General features: G+C 70.1%; 11 protein-coding genes. 5 read left to right on the plus strand and 6 right to left on the minus strand.

All coding sequences use genetic code 11. From position 1 onward, the window contains the following. Positions 1–240 precede the first annotated feature (240 nt). From coaD to C1A38_RS06355, 3 genes are all read right to left on the minus strand, one after another. The gene (coaD, locus tag C1A38_RS06345; protein WP_233196667.1) at positions 241–768 is read right to left on the minus strand and encodes a pantetheine-phosphate adenylyltransferase; all 528 of its coding nucleotides are present in this window, start codon (positions 766–768) and stop codon (positions 241–243) included. Between the two features lie 106 nt (positions 769–874). Further along, on the minus strand, positions 875–1,444 hold the full coding sequence (locus tag C1A38_RS06350; RefSeq protein ID WP_102656890.1) for a flavoprotein: 570 nt from the start codon (positions 1,442–1,444) through the stop codon (positions 875–877). Beyond that, the gene (locus C1A38_RS06355) at positions 1,441–2,778 is read right to left on the minus strand and encodes a helix-turn-helix domain-containing protein (protein WP_102656891.1); all 1,338 of its coding nucleotides are present in this window, start codon (positions 2,776–2,778) and stop codon (positions 1,441–1,443) included. The genes C1A38_RS06350 and C1A38_RS06355 overlap by 4 nt, the downstream gene beginning before the upstream one ends. 425 nt (positions 2,779–3,203) lie before the next feature. Between C1A38_RS06355 and amcA the strand changes: the two genes are divergently transcribed. Both amcA and C1A38_RS06360 read left to right on the plus strand, forming a co-directional pair. Then, on the plus strand, positions 3,204–3,374 hold the full coding sequence (amcA, locus tag C1A38_RS31310) for a multiple cyclophane-containing RiPP AmcA (protein WP_199180102.1): 171 nt from the start codon (positions 3,204–3,206) through the stop codon (positions 3,372–3,374). Continuing rightward, positions 3,364–3,717 (plus strand): hypothetical protein, encoded by a 354-nt coding sequence (locus tag C1A38_RS06360; RefSeq protein WP_353505510.1) that lies wholly within the window; start codon positions 3,364–3,366, stop codon positions 3,715–3,717. The genes amcA and C1A38_RS06360 overlap by 11 nt, the downstream gene beginning before the upstream one ends. 110 nt (positions 3,718–3,827) lie before the next feature. Here the strand turns inward: C1A38_RS06360 and C1A38_RS31105 are convergent, their stop codons facing one another. Both C1A38_RS31105 and C1A38_RS31110 read right to left on the minus strand, forming a co-directional pair. Next, positions 3,828–4,139, minus strand: a complete 312-nt coding sequence (locus tag C1A38_RS31105; RefSeq protein WP_158244855.1) for a DUF2610 domain-containing protein — start codon at positions 4,137–4,139, stop codon at positions 3,828–3,830. Further along, positions 4,136–4,510, minus strand: coding sequence for a hypothetical protein (locus C1A38_RS31110; protein WP_158244856.1), 375 nt, complete (start codon positions 4,508–4,510; stop codon positions 4,136–4,138). The genes C1A38_RS31105 and C1A38_RS31110 overlap by 4 nt, the downstream gene beginning before the upstream one ends. 135 nt (positions 4,511–4,645) lie before the next feature. Between C1A38_RS31110 and C1A38_RS06370 the strand changes: the two genes are divergently transcribed. Then, a complete protein-coding gene (locus tag C1A38_RS06370) occupies positions 4,646–11,773 on the plus strand; it encodes an NACHT domain-containing protein (protein WP_146017461.1) in 7,128 nt (2,375 codons plus the stop codon). A gap of 63 nt (positions 11,774–11,836) precedes the next feature. On the opposite strand, the gene C1A38_RS06375 is transcribed toward C1A38_RS06370, so the two are convergent. Beyond that, positions 11,837–12,736 carry an acetoacetate decarboxylase family protein gene (locus C1A38_RS06375; RefSeq protein WP_199180103.1) on the minus strand — a complete coding sequence of 300 codons (900 nt, stop codon included), beginning with the start codon at positions 12,734–12,736 and terminating at the stop codon, positions 11,837–11,839. Positions 12,737–13,128: 392 nt separating this feature from the next. Here C1A38_RS06375 and C1A38_RS06380 point away from each other — a divergent pair, with 392 nt between their 5' ends. Together C1A38_RS06380 and C1A38_RS06385 are read left to right on the plus strand one after the other, a co-directional pair. After that, complete coding sequence (locus tag C1A38_RS06380) at positions 13,129–14,556, plus strand: endo-1,4-beta-xylanase (RefSeq protein WP_102656894.1); 1,428 nt, start codon at positions 13,129–13,131, stop codon at positions 14,554–14,556. Between the two features lie 47 nt (positions 14,557–14,603). Further along, positions 14,604–16,046 (plus strand): RICIN domain-containing protein, encoded by a 1,443-nt coding sequence (locus C1A38_RS06385; RefSeq protein ID WP_102656895.1) that lies wholly within the window; start codon positions 14,604–14,606, stop codon positions 16,044–16,046. The last annotated feature ends 5 nt before the right edge of the window (positions 16,047–16,051 follow it).

Consider the following 16,051-nt stretch of genomic DNA (forward strand, 5'->3'; position numbering starts at 1 on the left):
GCGTAGCGCCGGGCGACGTACATCCGGGTGCTCGGCGGGTGCTCGGTCGCCGTGGACAGGGTCGGTGTCGTATGGACTGTGTGGTACGTGCGTCCGGTGGTATCAGCCGAGACCTGCCGATTCGTGGACTGGTGGGAAGCGTGGGCACGCGGGGCATCGATTGACGCTGACTCTTAATCCGCGGGTTCGGGGTTCGAGTCCCTGGCGGCGCACCAACGATCAAGGCCCTGGCCTGGTGGTTCACACCCGGCCGGGGCCTTCTTCGTGTTTGTGGGTGGCGGGTGGTCGCTCTTCGGCGTTCAGAGAAGGACGGTCCGACTGAGCCGCGCGGTATGCGCGTGCAGCCGTGGACGACGTGGCGGCCAACTCCGGACGGGCCGGCAACCAGACGGTCTGGATGCCGAGTGTCTCGTTCATCGCTGCGAGCTGGTATTCGTGGTGAAAGTCTGCGGCCGTACGCAAGCCGCGGACGATGACCATCGCGCCACGGCGCAGGCAGTAGGCGGTGGTCAGGCCGGTCCAGGTGTCCACCTCGACGTTGCCCCACGCTGACGGCATGGCCTCACGCACCTGTACGGCCCTGGTTGTGGCCTCGGCGGTGGGCTGCTTGTCGGCGTTCACCGCCAGCAGCACGATGATCTGGTCGAACATCACCCGGGCGCGGGCCAGCAGATCGAGGTGCCCCGGGGTGAACGGATCGAACGTGCCGGGATAGACGGCAAGCGAACCGTGTTCCGGAACCACTCCACGATCCGGCGTAGCCGTCACCGTGACTCCAACCGCATGGCCACGATCCTTGCAGCTGTGCATGTGCCGTCCTGCTGCGGGCCTTCGCATCACCGCCGACCACTGCGGACATCCTGATCTATCGCAATCAGCGGGCCGAGGTGTCACGGACCAGTTGACGAAGTTGGGCTGCTGTCTCGAAGGCCGTCGTCCAGGGAAAGGATCTCTGTCGTTCATTGCCGCTGCCGGGTGGGTGTGGTTCCCATTGATGGTCGGGGCCGAGGAGGACACGTACGCCTTCGTCGCGGAGGCTGGCTACGGCGTTCCGGAACGGTGCCCGCGCGGCGAGGGCGGCGTTGACGAACGGGACGATGACAGTTGGCACCTGCCTGCCGATCAGTTCGGCGACCGAGGTCATGGCGTAGTTGTCGGCGAGGCCGAGAGCGATCTTGTTGATCGAGTTGTATGTGGCGGGGGCGATCACCAGGGCACCGGTGGTGGGAAGGGACCGGCGGTCCCTGGGGGATGGCCGATAGCTGGATCTCACCGCAGCACCGGTCAGCTCCTCGATCTCAGGCACGTCGATGAAATCCATGGCGCTCGGTGTGGCGGCGACCGCCGCTGTCCAGGATTGCTGCTGCGCTGCCCTGACGAGGTGGGCCACGTCGGAAGCAGGACCGGCACCGCAGACGACGATCTGGAGGTGGCCGCCGGTCACAGTCGGATCCCAGCGCTCTGGGCGAAAGCGACAGCGGAGATGCGGACCGAGCCGTTGGCACGCATGGCGAGGTCGCTGGCGATGCGCTGGACCGTCGGTCGGCAGCGGATCTCTTCGGGTGCCACCTCGTACGCGGTGCGCAGCGCGTTGAGGCCGTGCTCGTAACGTCCCCACTGGGTGTAGGCGCGTGCCACGTCGACGAACAGGGACGCCTTGCGCTCGGCCAGGGTCACCTTCTCCAACGCCACTGTGCGGGCGATCGCGATGGCTGTCCCGGCGTCGCCGAGGGTCAGGGCGATGTTGACCCGGTGCAGTTGGATGTTGGTGGCACCGAAGCCGGTCCACCGGTCGTTGCCGTCGTAGCCGAGGCGGGATGCCGCGCGGGTTGCCTCATCGAGCATCGTGTGTGCAGTGTCCCGGTCGTCGCGGCGGGCGGCGGCGATGGCTCCGCGCAGGACAAGGGCACCGTAGACGGCCACCGCATCGCTCGACGCTAAACGGGTGTCCCGGTCGAGCGACCGGGCTGCGTTTGCGGCGAGGGTCACCGCTTGGGCGTCGTGGCTGTGGCCCATGAGCGCATGGGTCATGATCCGAGCGCTTGCGGCGATCGCCACCGGGTCCTCGCTCAGAGCAGCGGCCCGAGCACTTCGTTCGGCCGCTATCAGGGCCATCCCGCGATCGCCAACCTTGAGCAGGACACTGCCGGCGACGTGGTACAGGTCGGCAGCCAGAGCCTCGACACGTTGCCGCTGCTCGCCCTCCGTGCCGAACTTGACCGGTTCGAGGCTGGGCAGCAGCGTCACGAGCCGATCGAGCACCCGCTCGTATCGGCATGCCTGGTAGTCGACCTTGGCTGCGGCGACGGCTCGGGTGAAGTGTGGGATAGACAGTGCCGCACTGTCCGAGGTCGTGGGCGTGAACAGCGCGTCGAGTAGCGGCGCGACGTTGGGGGTGGCGGCGATGCCGATCGCCGCTCCGCGTAGGAGATCCCTGCGTCGCACGTCACCATCCGAGCCCGAGTCGCCATCACCGTCAGCGCCAGTATCCGCCTGGATATCAGCAGGCGGCCCGGCTGCATCTGCGGCTGCACCGCTGGCGCCTGTCGCGCGCAGGGCCTCGAAACGTTCCCGGACCTCAGGCGTCGCTCGGGACAGCACGGTGTCCAGCGCGGCCTGCATGTCCGCACGGGGGAGGACCTTGTCACCTCGGCTGCTCCATTTGGCGACGGTCCGCCGCGCCACGCCGAGGTGCTCGGCGAAGGCGGTCACGCTCATCCGCAACGCATTCCGCAGCGCATTCGCGTCCTGGCCGGTCCAGGTCGTCACCGTAGCCATCACACGTCCTTCCGGAACGGACAGTCACCGGTGGAGGTGATGGTAGCCGTACATGGGGTGACGGCTGGTGCACCGTCGGTGCACCGGCGGGACATTCCGTCCTTCCACCGCTCAGGACAACCTGGATGTGCCGACGCGCCGACCCCCAGCGGCGCGTCGGCAGGCCAGCGGCAATGTCACGCCAGGGAGATCGAGATGGACGCGCCTCACGGCGGCAGGTCGGAACGCGACCCGACGCACCGGCAAGTGCTCGCGCCGGGCGGTTCGTCGACCGTACGGGTGATCCCTCGTTCGCGTACCGCCATCGGGGCTGCGGGGGCGGGTGGCCGGCGGTCTGTTCCCTGCTGCTGGCCAGCGGCGGTGGGCTTGTCGGCGTGCCGGCAGGCCCACCGCAGGCCGAAGCCAGCGCGCGCCGGGAGGCGGCCATGACGGTGTATGTATCGCGGTACGCCGCGACCGGCGAGCTGACGTCAGACGCCGAAGATGGACTTTCGGCGTCGACCCGGCCGGACCCGGACGACCCGCCACTGCTGACGCACGTTTGGCGGATCGTGTTCGAGCGGCAGGCGCGGCAGAACCACGCCGATGAGCGGTGACGGCATGCCTGCCGCCGAGGCCGGCCGGCCCGGGCCCGATTCCTTGGGACATCTGCCGTTGCGTCCGCTCTGGCTGTGCCGGACATGTGGTCAACCCTGGCCCTGTGGACGGGCAAAACTCGACCTCCTGGCCAGCTACCGGGACAGCTCGCTCAGTCTGTTCATCTACCTGGCCGGCCTTCTGCACGAGGCAATCGACGACCTGCACCGCCTTGACCCGCGCTCCACCGGCGATGTCAGGGATCTGTTCGACCGGTTCCTCGGTTGGCCGGCCCGGAAGGCCGCCCGTCGCTCGGTCGAGGCCGACGAATCAGCCTCGGAGAAACCTGAGGATTCGCAGTAGCGGAATCATCGTCAATCGCATCGACGCTGTCGGTGTGCAGAGAGCGGGGGTGTCGGGCTCGATCGCGCCGGGATGTTGGTCGATGTTGCTGTGCCCCGATCCCGTTTGGTTTAGGTGTCTGCGGAATCGTTGTCAGTCTCGGTAGGGGCGGCGTCGGTCTCGTCCGTCGTCTCCGAGTTGCTGGTGGCCTGTTCCATCGCGTACGCGCACAGTTCCTCGAAGGAGACGTTGTTCTCCAGGGCGATCGTGAACAGCGTCGCGAACGCGTCCATCACCTCTGTCGGGACCGATCCGCCGCGTACGCGTTGCAACCAGGCGGATTGTTGTTCCATCGGGTGGGTGCCGACTGCCGGCTCGCCGACGTAGAGGGGAAATGACGCGCGTGCCGTCCCGAACTGGCAGTCGATCATGAAGGATCTCACCGGGTTGACCCTCCGTCCGCTCGGACGTCGACCTGGCCGATGGTGCCGGTGTTCGCGATGTTGATGCCACCGGTGTTGTGCTGCTCGACCGTGCCGGTCTGCGGGAGTGGTGCAGGGGACTCGTCGATGCGGGGCGGGTCGTCCTGTTCGGCGGGAGGTGTTGGGTCCGCGTCGGTCGGTGTCTGCTGTCGGGTACGCGTCACAGCGATCGCAGCACTGACCACGGTGATCACGAACGCTCCCAGGCCGGCCCACCAACTCGCGCGTTCGAGCCCCTCGCCGACCAGGAAGATCACGCCGATGGCCAGCAGGATTGCACCCGCCAGCACATAGACCGTGACCCATCCGGCGGCCCGTCGACTACCCCACATGTCTCCATCGTGGCCTCTCACTTCACCAGCTGTGTAAGCCGTTCGGTCAGTAATGGCCGCGCCACGTATGGTTGTGCGGTCGCTGCGAGCCGGGTTTTCTGAAACGGTGACGCCGCCGCAGGATGAGTGCCACCCGTGAGCCAACCCCATCAGCCGACCGGCGACGCTCTCGCCGGAGTGCTTCGCCACCTGTCCGGCGGCACCACGGGCGCCACCGGACAGGCCAACACGGGCGGCACGAACATCGCCAACAGCGGTGTCATCGAACGCCTCACGGTGGCGCTGTCGACAGCACCTCCGCAGCCATCGACCACCGCCTTCGTCAGTTACCCGGAGAGCGACCGGGAATGGGTCGAGCAGTCGCTGCTGGCGGCGCTCGATCCGTTGCCCCTGCAACTCTTCTACTCCGGCGGCCACCTGAGTCAACCCGATGACTGGGAGATGGTGTACGCCGTCATGGACAAGGCGTCGCTGCTCATCGTGGTGGGTCGGGACAGTTCGGTGGTGCGTGACCGTCGGGTGCGCGACCAGGTCGCCTACTGGCTCGACAACCATCCGGATCGCAGCGGGGTGGTGCTGGTCGGCCAGCCGGACAGCCGGCCCGAGGCGATCGACAGTCGGCTCGCCGGCCTGCCGATGGTCGCGATGCCGGTCGGCGAGGTGGCCGCGGCGTCCCGGGCCGCCGCCGACGACCGGCTGGTGCGGGCCATCCGTTTGACGCCGCGTGCCGAGCCGGTCGCCACCCGGGACCGGGTGGCCGACGAGGACGCGCTCGGCCCGGTACGCGACGCGTACCTGCGGTGGGTGTGCCGGACGCACAGCGTCATCGACACGGTCGTCGCCGGGGTGTCGGTGACGATGCCGCTGGCGCAGTGTCCGCCACCGGGTCCGCTGGTGCGTGACGGTTCGTCCGGCCGGACCCGGATCACCGAGCTTGACCATCTGCGAAGCCGGGCCCGGCAGGTGGACGGGGGCGGTGGTACGACGCCGGACAGCGGGGCCGAGTTCTCGGTGCTCGCCGACCGGCCGCTGCCGACGTACCTGTCGCCGACCCGGTCGATCGACCGGCTCGACCTTTCCGGGCTGCCGGAACTGTCCCCGGCCCGACTGGCCGGCACCGTGTGGCGGGCGATCGTGCTCGGCGAGCCCGGCAGCGGCAAGAGCAGCATGGTGCGCCGGCTCGCGTACGACACCGCAGCCCGACAGCTCGCCGACGACGGTGAGCGCGACGAGGTACGGCGGTTGCCGGTGCTCTGCCGGGCCGCCGACCTCGCCGTCGGGCTGGCCGGTGCCGAGGAGTCGGCGGAGGGACTGGCCGCCCTCGCCATCCAGCTCGGCTGGGCCGGTGCGCTCCCGGCCGACCCGGTCAGCGGCGACCCGTTGCCGCCCGACGAACTGGCCAGGCTCGCCCGGGTCGCGTTGCGTAGCCGACGACTGGTGCTGATCGTCGACGGTCTCGACGAAGTGCCCTCGCTGGCCGATCGCCGGTCCGTCGCCGCCGCCCTGGACGTCTTCGCCGCCTCCGGGGGTGTCCGGCTGGACCACCCCGCCCGGGCCCCCGGGAACCAGACGATCATCACCAGCCGGATCGCGGGCTACTACGCCGCCGCGCTCGGCGACCGGTTCGAGCAGTTCCTGATCGGCCCGCTCGACGGCGACGGGGCCGCCGCCGTCGTCGACTACTGGCTCAGCGGTTACTTCGCCCTCGCTCGGGTGCCCGAGCTGACCCAGGCGCAACGCCGGACCGAGATCGATCAACTGATCACCGGCGGGGGTGCCGCCGTGTGGCAGCTCGCCGCCAACCCGTACCTGCTGGTGTCGTTGGTTTCGGTGGTGTTGTCCGGGCTCTCCGGGCGTCCCGGTACGCGCGGCGACCGGTGGTTGCGGGTGGATCTCTACACCGCGATGGTCGAGCATGCGGTGCGACGGGGTGGGCTGCGTTTTCCCGACGTGCCGGTCGACACCCTGATCCGGCTTCAGGCTGCGGTCGCGTACCAGATGCACGACGTGTCGCGAAGTGGGCTCGTCGACCGCGCCACACTCACTCAGCTGTGCCGGCAGGCGCTGGAACTGCTCGGTGAGCCGGCCCCGCCGGTCGCGGCCGAGCAGGTGGATCTGGTGATCGCCGGCATCGACCTGCTCACCGCCCGGGGTCAGGAACTGTACGGGTTTCGACACCTGACCGTGCAGGAGTACTTCGCGGGCCGGTGGCTGATCGATGCCGGGACGGTGGATGCGATCGTCACCGCCATCGGCGAGCGCCTCGGCGATCCGCGTTGGCTGGAAGCGGTCCGGCTCGCCCTCGGTCAGCTCAGCCGCGCCTCCGAGACCGTCTTCGCGGCGGTGGTCGACAAGCTGCTCGCCGGACCCGGCAGGCGACTGGCCGCCGAGATGCTCAGCCACAGCCTGGCCGACATCGCCGGGCTGCGCCGGCAACACCTGCGGGCCCTGGTCCAGGTGGCGGTGCAGACCGAGGCCGAGCTGACCGGCACCGTTGGCACGCTGCACCCGGACGGTGCGCGGATGCTGGAGCCGCTGCTGCGCTGGACGGTAAGCGTGCAGGGCGACACCGCATCTCGGCTGCTCTGCGAAGCCCTCTGCGAGCATCTGCTCGACCCGGCCCCGGCGATGGCGGCTGCCGCCGCCCGGCTGGTCGACGCGTTACGCCTCGACGACCGCTCGGTGGTGCAGACGCTGCTGGAGGCGCAGCACCGCGACAGCGCGGACCACGGCTGGCAGGTGACCCGGGCACTGCTCACCGTGCTGCATCGGCGGATGACCGCGATCGGTGGCGGTGACCCTGAGGCGGTCCGGGTCGGGCTGGATGCGGACCAACAGGCCCTGGTCGACACGATGGTCAGAGCCGCGCCGCCGACGACCGCCGCGGGCAGCGGCCGACGCCGGGCCGGCATCCGTGCCGCCACCACGCTCGGTGTACGCAACCAGATGCGGACGGCCCTGACGACCGAAGCGGTGTTGCGCGAGCGGGTCGGCAGTGACCTCGGTTGGCTGCGGGTGCTGCTCTGCCTCTACGGCGGCATCCCCTTCCTCGACATGATCCACTGGCTGCGTCGCCAGGACGAGGCGGTGTCGGTGTTCGCCGCGCCCACCAGCGAACCGGCGGAACGCTACCGGGCGGCGGTCCTGCTCGACACCCTCATCCGACCGGCGATCGCCGCCCGTGGCCCGCGTCCGGTGGCGTTCCGCCCGGAACAGATCGCGATCGACAGCGCGCTGACGGACCACCTGCTGACCTGGTTGCGGGCGGCCGTGCCCGGTCACGACCTGCCGGACCTGCTCGCCGGCATCCTCACCGATCGGCGAGCAGATCCGCAGGTACGCGGGGACGCGCTGGCCGCCTGGCTGGTGCTGGACACCGGTGAGGCTCAGGCCGGTGCCACGCCGTTCGTCGAGGAAGACATCGCCACCACGGAGGCGATCCGGCGGCGGGCGCGGTGGCGGCTGGGGCGTACGGACATGCTGCTCAGCGACGCGCTCGCCGGTCTGAACCCGCTGGCGGCCGGTGCCAGGCTCACCCGTGACGACCCCGGCGACCTGTCCCGGGACGCCTTCACCGACGTGGTGCGTGCACTGTGGATCGTGGGTACTCCGCGGCCCGACGGCGACTCGACGAGCCGGCCTCTGGCCGAGGAGTTGGCGCTGGCGGTCTGCGGGGCGAACGACGACAAGGAGTACGCCGTCGCCGTCACCCTCGACGTCAAGGGCCGGGACATGGTCAACGTCGCGGGCGGGCTGGCCTCGGCGCTGGCCGACGTGGCGCGGACCGCGTCCGTCGCCGCTGCCGGCACCGACGACTGGCGGCTCGACCCGCTCTCGCCTCCCGCAGGTGACCTTGCGGAGGCGCTGACGGTGCTCGCGGGTCTGCATCCCCGCTGGGGGTTCCTGCGGTGCTGGTGCCTGGATCGGCTCGCCGAGCAGATCATCGCGGAAGGATTCCGCACCGAGGCGGCCTGCCTGGCCCTGGAGGTGCTGGTCACCGACCCGACAAGCGCCAGGCGCACCCTCGAACGCCTCGGTCCGGCGGCCGGCGCTCCGAGCGGCGGGGCCGCGACAGAGCACAGCGATCAGCACGAGGAGACCGGCGACGGCGAACCGCAGGTGGGCGACGCACCGTTCGCCGGCGGCGGGCTACCGGGTGACCCGGTGGCGCTGTCCCGCCTCGACCAGTCGAGCGGACGGTCGCGGTCCGCGTACGCCGAGCTTCGCGGCCGGATCCGGCTCGCGGCGCTGCTCGGCGACCGGTGGACCGTGCGTGTCCTCGACGAGGTGCTCGGCGGCCTGACCGACGCGCATCAGCGGCTGCGGGCCATCGAACTCGCGGTGGGCGAGCGGCTGGTCGCACCGGGCCCCGAGCTTCTGGAGCGGGCGGTGGCCGCGGCCCGGCAGGTCGACGGCCCTGCCGCACGCGCCAGTGCCCTGGCCCGGACCGCCCGGTGGACCGACCTGGACACCGAAGAGGGACTGTTGCGCGAGGCGCTCGTCGCGCTGCGGGATGCGCCGCCGGACGAGGTTGCCCGCGTGCTGTCGGTCCTGCCGCCGCCGACGAGCGACGAGACACGGGCCCTGCGCCGACGGTGCGAGACGGTGTTGACTTCCCGTCGCCAACGCAGCATCGCCCGGGGCGACGCGGCGGGGGCGCTGCTCAGCCACGACCGGCTCGACCGGGACGCGGACACGGTGCAGGCCTGGGCCGCGCTCACCACGGCGATGCTGTGCCGACGCGGCCTGGACCTGCTCCGAGACACCGCGGGCCGGTTCACCTCGGAGCGCGCCGCCTGGTCCGCCCTGTCCGACCCCGAGCGACGACCCGCCGCGCTCGCCGCCCTCCGTGCGCGGGCAGCAGCCGGTGTGACAGCCCTTCGGCTGGAGAAGGAGGCGGTGGCCGGCATCGACGCGTTGCTTGCCGCGCAGCAGGTCGACGACGTCGTGGAGTTGCTGGCCGCCAGCCGCGCCACCACTGCGGTGTCGCGCGTGCGTCGGTGGCGCGAGCATCCCCGGGCGGATCTGGCAGGTGTGGCGACGCTGCTGGCGATCGAGTCCGGCGAACTGGATCCACCAGCCGTGACCCGCCTGGCGGACCTGCTTCGCAGCGGGGACGACCGGATCCGGCTGCGCACCCGAACCGCCATCGCCTCGGTGTCCCGAGGCGGGCAGGGGCCACCGAGGCTGCGGGCCAGCGCGCTCGGTGCGGAGTCGATAGTCGAACTCGTACGGCTGGTCTGCGCTGCGCGCGATCGTCATCCGCACCTGCACGGCGACCTGTCGTGGGCGCTTGCCGACATCGTGCACGACGCACCCGGCGTCCTGCGGTCGGCGCTGGACCTGCTCGCCGGGGAACCGGCTGCCCGGCGGCGGCTCCTCGTCGCGCTCCATCACCTTCGCCTGCCGGTCCTGGACATGCTGCTCGCCGAGTTGCCGCGGCTGTCCGACGAGGAGCAGATGGCGGTCCTGTGGGCGTTGCAGACCGTGGCCTGGACGCCGAGCCGCTTCGGGATGGAGGCCACCCGGCTGCGTCGGGCGGCCGACGCAGCCCGACGGTGCGTCAACGAAAGCGGCGACGGGCCGGCGGCACAGGCGTTGCGCCTGCTCGGGCTGATCCTGCCGGTGACCGGCCTCTCCGTCGACGCACTGCTCGGCGAGGCGCTCTCCGGTGACGGGCTGGCCGAGGCCGCCTGCGACGGCCTCGGGTTCCTGTTGCGTCGGGCCCGGTGGGAGGCGCCGGAGTTGGATGCCTCGGAGGCGGTCACGGAGCTGTGGCTGCTGGCCCGCGACCCGCACGAGCCGATCGCGGTCGCCGCGTTGACCGCGTTGGCCCGCGCCGGGGTGACAATCGAGGACGACGTCTCCATCGCGCCCGACCTCGTACTGCGCGGCCTTGTCGGGGCGGTGGACCCGTTCCTGGTGGGCGACCAGTGGCTGGCCGACCTGCGGCGGGCCGCACGTTTCGTGCTGCACGGTGTCCCGATGGGGGAGGGCACCGACCCGGACCCGTTGCTCGCGCTGCTGCTGGACCAGGTCGTCGCGCAGCTCATCAACGAGGTCGAGGCACCCGACAGGCCATCATGGGATGCCGGTGCCGACTACCTGTCCGTGCTGTACGCCGTGGCCGTGCACCAACCGGCAGCACTGCGGGAAGCGGTCGCCGGTGAACCCCGGGACCTGCCCGCCCTGCTGCTGACGTTGCTCGGGCACGAGCCCGGGTGGGTGACCCGTAGTGTCGCCGGTGCGTTGCTGGCCATCCTCGGCGACGGTGACGCGCCGTCGCTGCGGACGCTGCTGGACATGGCCTGGGACACCGACGCGGTCGGGGAGCGGGTGCTCGGGTCCTTCCGGTGGCTGGACCGGGTCACCGACCAGGGCCTGGCGGAACTCGTCCGGGCCACCGCCGACCCGTTCGTCGCCCGGGCCTACTTCGCCGTGCAGATGCTCGCCGCGCTCGCGAAGCAGGGCGTGTTCGGGCCGGACGAGCAGCGAACCGCGTTGGCCGCGGTGGCCGGCGCGATCCGTCGTCCGGACGCCACCCGGCACGTCCTGCTCGAACGCGACGGCCGGATCAGCAGCTTGGGCACCCTGGCGGATGCCTGCCGGCAGGCCGTCGGCTGGATCGAGTCGGACCGACGGTTGCGTGAGTCGGAGGCGGTCCACGCCGGTGTGGTGCTTCCTGCTGAGGGCGTCAACGGGGAGCCCGTCACGCTGCGACTCACCGGCGACGTGCCGATCGACGAGCCGGTCCGCTACCAGATCGACTATCTCCAGCAGACCGAGAACATCGAGCTACCGGCCGCGCTGACCCAGCGACTCGGCGCGGTGACCGCTGCCGCCGCCGGTGCCAAGGTACCGCTGGTCGCCCTGGTGCCGTCGGCTAGCGATCGGTCGGGTCGCGGATCCGGGTCGCCGCGGGCGACCGGGGAGCAGGGCCGTGGACGCCTGGCGGAAGCCGCGGTCGAGGGCAGCGGAACGGCCAAGGCGGCGCTGCTGCTGATCTTGGGCCGGAACATGGTCGGTGAGGAGACATACAGCTATCTGCGGGTGTCGGAGCAGCAGCTCGAGGATGTCCGGGCGGCGCTCGACTCCGGTCGGCCGTTCACGCCGGGGGACTTCGGGACCGTGATCATCAGCGGCCGGGACAAGCCCAGCGCCGACGTGATCGAACTCGTCGGCGTACCCGACTTCCTGATCCAGTTCAACGAGCCCACAGCGGCGGCGTCGACAGCCGCAGACCCTCCGGCCGAGACCGGGTAGTACCGGGAAGCACCGCGAGGCCGGACGCCGGCCGGAGCCCCGTGACCCCGGCCGGCGTGCGGGTCAGAGGATCCGCAGGTCCTTGACGGTGTACGAGAGCGAACCGCGGAAGCCGACACCCACCCGCAGCGGCGCCAGGTCGGCGAGTTCCTCGCGCGGTGCAGGCAGGAACCGCAGGTCGCCGGTGCCGACCCAGGTGTTCGCCATCCGCAGGCTGTCGAGCACCGACATGGTCAGCTCGTGGACCGGCGGCCGGTGGTGCTGCCCGGCCGCGAGCTGCGGGAAGTGCCGCAGGTTGACGATCGGCCGGGTCAGGGCCGGCAGCCGCTCGGCGGTCCGGTCCAGGGTGACTGTGGTTTCCGCCAGCCGGTGGCCGCCCGCGGAGAGCACGGCGGCGAAGCGGCCACCCTTGCCGACGACCGGACCGGCCAGGCTCTCGACCGCGAACGCACGGGTCTGCTTGATCGCCCCGAGCTTCTTCGGGAAGCCCTGGACCCAGCCGCGGGCCAGCGACGAGTCGTTGTCCACCCAGATGAACGGGCACCAGGCCACCGGGGTGCCCCGCCAGTGCGCGTCGAGCAGCACCAGGAACTCGGAGTACTGGCTGTAGGGCGGGTCCAGGTAGTCGTCGGTGCCCCCGTTGAACTGCCAGTCGATGAACACGCCGTACCCGTGGCCGGGGTTGACGGGGTCGGGATCGAGGCCGGTGGGCAGCGACGCGGCGGCCGCCTCCGGGCTGGTCCAGAACTCCGCGCCGACGGCGTCCCCGACGTAGTGCCACGGCGGTTTGCCGGCCAGGTTGGCCACTCCGCGTGCGCTGAGGGGCAGGGTGTAGCCCTTGAGTCGTTCCGGGTCGGTGACGGCCGCGGCGGCCGGCGATGCCGTCGCGGCGGTGCCGGCGAGGCCGACGGTCCCGCCCGCCAACGCGGCGAGCACGGTACGCCGCTGAAGGTTGTTCTCCACGCTTTCCTCCTGGAGATCGTCGTTCCACCCTGGACGACGACCGGTCCGGTCGGAATCTCATCGGCCGGCGGGGAAGTGTTGTAGATCATGCGCAGCGTTCCTGGTCGAGGCGTTGATCGGGATCGTTGCGTTATCGCTCACTCCAGCCGGCGCGACCGTGCTCGTGAGGTGCCGAGAGGGCTGTGCAACATTCAGCAGATGTCGATGATCATGATTAAGTTGAGTCGAGTATGCAGGACTTCTTGAGTGCGCCGAAACTTTGTGGCAATCTCAGCTTCATCGACGCTTAGCGTTCTCTCGTCTCCTGTGTCGCCCCGGTGGACGGTCTGAACCGGCTGGTGATGTTAGCGCTAACCCGTCGGAACTAGTCGACTCCGAGAGGGTGCTGGCACATGAATCTGGTACATCCGAGTGGTTCTCCACGACGCAGGCGGCTCATCACCGCGACGCTCCGCACGCTGGCTGCCGCCGCACTGGCGGCCGGCATGGTCCTGGCGCCTGTCACGGCCGCCAGCGCGGCCTCCACACTTGGCGCCTCGGCGGCGGAGAAGGGCCGCTACTTCGGCGCGGCGGTCGGGACCTACAAGTTCAACGACAACACGTACATGACGGTGCTGAACCGCGAGTTCAACAGCCTGGTCGCCGAGAACGAGATGAAGTGGGACGCGACCGAGCCGCAGCGCGGCGTGTTCAACTACAGCGCCGGTGACCGCATCGTCAGCCACGCACGGTCGCGGGGCATGAAGGTGCGCGGGCACACCCTGTTGTGGCACGCCCAGCAGCCCGGCTGGGCTCAGGGCCTGTCCGGCGGCGACCTGCGCAACGCCGCCATCAACCACGTCACCCAGGTGGCCAGCCACTTCCGGGGGCAGATCTACTCCTGGGACGTGGTGAACGAGGCGTTCGCCGACGGTGGCAGCGGCGCCCGACGTGACTCGAACCTGCAGCGCACCGGCAACGACTGGATCGAGGCGGCGTTCCGTGCCGCCCGGGCCGCCGACCCGAACGCCAAGCTCTGCTACAACGACTACAACACCGACGGGATCAACGCGAAGTCGACTGGCATCTACAACATGGTGCGCGACTTCAAGTCCCGCGGCGTGCCGATCGACTGCGTGGGCTTCCAGTCCCACCTGGGCACCACGCTTCCCGGTGACTACCAGGCCAACCTTCAGCGCTTCGCCGATCTGGGCGTGGACGTGGAGATCACCGAACTGGACATCACCCAGGGCGGAAACCAGGCCAACATGTACGGCGCCGTCACCCGCGCCTGCCTGGCGATCTCGCGTTGCACCGGCATCACCGTCTGGGGCGTACGGGACTGCGACTCCTGGCGTGGCGGCGACAACGCCCTGCTCTTCGACTGCGCGGGCAACAAGAAGGCCGCGTACAACGCCGTCCTCGACGCCCTCAACAGCGGCTCGAACCCGAACCCGAACCCGACCGGCAACCGGCTGCGCAACGAGGCTTCCGGTCGATGCCTGGACGTCAACGGGGCAAGCTCGGCCAACGGATCACAAATGATCATCTGGGATTGCCACAGCAACGCCAATCAGCAGTTCACCCAGAACGGGCGGGCGTTGCAGGTGATGGGCAAGTGCCTGGACGTGCCGAGCAACGCCGGCACCGGAACCCGGGTGCAGATCTGGGACTGCAGCGGCGCGGTGAACCAGCAGTGGGTCTTCAACAGCAACGGCACGATCAGCAGCGCGCAGACCGGGCTGTGCCTGGACGTCAACGGCGCCGCCACCGCCAACGGCAGCGCGGTGATCGTGTGGAGCTGCCACGGCGGTGGCAACCAACGCTGGTCGAGGGCCTGATCTGACAAGTGGGCACGACGGTCGGCACCATGAAGAGGGGAACGACAATGGTCAGATCCCGTTCGAGTCGCTACCTGACCCGGTTACTCGCCTGCGCCATGGTCGCGCTCGGCGCGGTGCCGACCGCCGTGCTCGCCGGAGCCTCGCCTGCCGCCGCGGACACCACTGCGTTCCGCGGCGTCAACTGGGCCCGGCTGGGAGACAACTTCCACGGCGGACCGCTGGTCCTGCACGGGTTGAGCAGCTCCGACAGCTACGCCACGGTCCAGGCCAAGGCCAACGCCATCTACACCGGATTCCAGAACAACCTGGGCGCCAACACGGTCCGGCTGCCGATCAACACCTACACCGTCGGTACGAGCTGGTGGAACTCGTACACCGGCGCGATCGACGCCGCGACGGCGAAGGGTTTCAAGGTCGTCCTCTCCTACTGGGACGACGGGGTCGCTGCCAGCGGCGGCCGGATCGTCAACACGAGCGCCTTCAACACCATGTGGAACACCGTGGTCGCCCGGTACGGCGGCAACGACCTGGTCTACTTCGAGCCGATGAACGAGCCGGGCGGGCATTCCGCCGCCGACTGGGCCAACGTGGTCGTCAACTGGCTCGACGCCCGCCCGTCGATTCCCCGTGACCGCGTCTTCGTCAGCGGCGCCGGCCTGAACACCGACATCAAGTCGATGTGTGCCGACCGCCGGCTCGACGGGACGCTCGTATCGCTGCACCACTACACCTTCTTCAGCGGTGCGAAGAACTACGACCAGTGGGTGGCGTTTCTGCGGGACGCGATCGGTCCCTGCGCCGGGCGTACCGTCATGGACGAGTTCGGCGCGCCCATGGACACCGGGCTCAACTACCACGACGCCGCCAGCAGCGACAACTTCGTGCGCTACTTCCGCGCCACCACCGACGTGCTGCGGGAGTTGCGGATCGGCTCGATCTACTGGCCGGGCCTGGGCGGCAAGGTGACCGCAGGCCAGGGTGACGACTGGTACGCCATGCAGAAGCTGCACGGCACCGGAACCAACCTCACCCTGAGCACCCCCAACGCCAGCGGCCTCGATCGCCTCCGGTACGCCTGGGGCCTGACCGGCGGCGGCGTCCCGGACCGGGTAAGCCGGCTCCGCAACGTCGGCACCGGGCAGTGCCTGGACATCCCCGGCGGCACCACCGCCAACATCCAGGTCCAGGTGTACGCCTGCAACACCAGCACAGCCCAACGTTGGACCGCGACGGCCGGTGGACAACTCACGGCGCTCGGCGGCCAGCGCTGCCTCGACGCGTACAACCGGGGGACGACAAACGGCACCGTCGTCGGCACGTACGTGTGCAACGGCGGCGACAACCAACGGTGGACGATCGGCGGCGACGGCTCGATCCGCAGCGCACTGTCCGGCCTCTGCCTGGACGTGAACACCTCCACCCTGAAGGTCCAGCTCTGGGCCTGTTGGGGCGGCGACAACCAGAAGTGGCAGACAGAAAACATCTGACCAAC

It is taken from the genome of Verrucosispora sp. ts21, from assembly GCF_002879555.1.
In the GTDB taxonomy this organism is placed as follows: Bacteria; Actinomycetota; Actinomycetes; order Mycobacteriales; family Micromonosporaceae; genus Micromonospora; species Micromonospora gifhornensis.

Excerpts from the sequence above, each read along its gene's own strand:
- C1A38_RS06355 (WP_102656891.1), bottom strand. The coding sequence starts at position 2,778 with ATGGCTACGGTGACGACCTGGACCGGCCAGGACGCGAATGCGCTGCGG.
- amcA (WP_199180102.1), top strand. The coding sequence starts at position 3,204 with ATGACGGTGTATGTATCGCGGTACGCCGCGACCGGCGAGCTGACGTCA.
- C1A38_RS06360 (WP_353505510.1), top strand. The coding sequence starts at position 3,364 with ATGAGCGGTGACGGCATGCCTGCCGCCGAGGCCGGCCGGCCCGGGCCC.
- C1A38_RS31110 (WP_158244856.1), bottom strand. The coding sequence starts at position 4,510 with ATGTGGGGTAGTCGACGGGCCGCCGGATGGGTCACGGTCTATGTGCTG.
- C1A38_RS06380 (WP_102656894.1), top strand. The coding sequence starts at position 13,129 with ATGAATCTGGTACATCCGAGTGGTTCTCCACGACGCAGGCGGCTCATC.
- C1A38_RS06385 (WP_102656895.1), top strand. The coding sequence starts at position 14,604 with ATGGTCAGATCCCGTTCGAGTCGCTACCTGACCCGGTTACTCGCCTGC.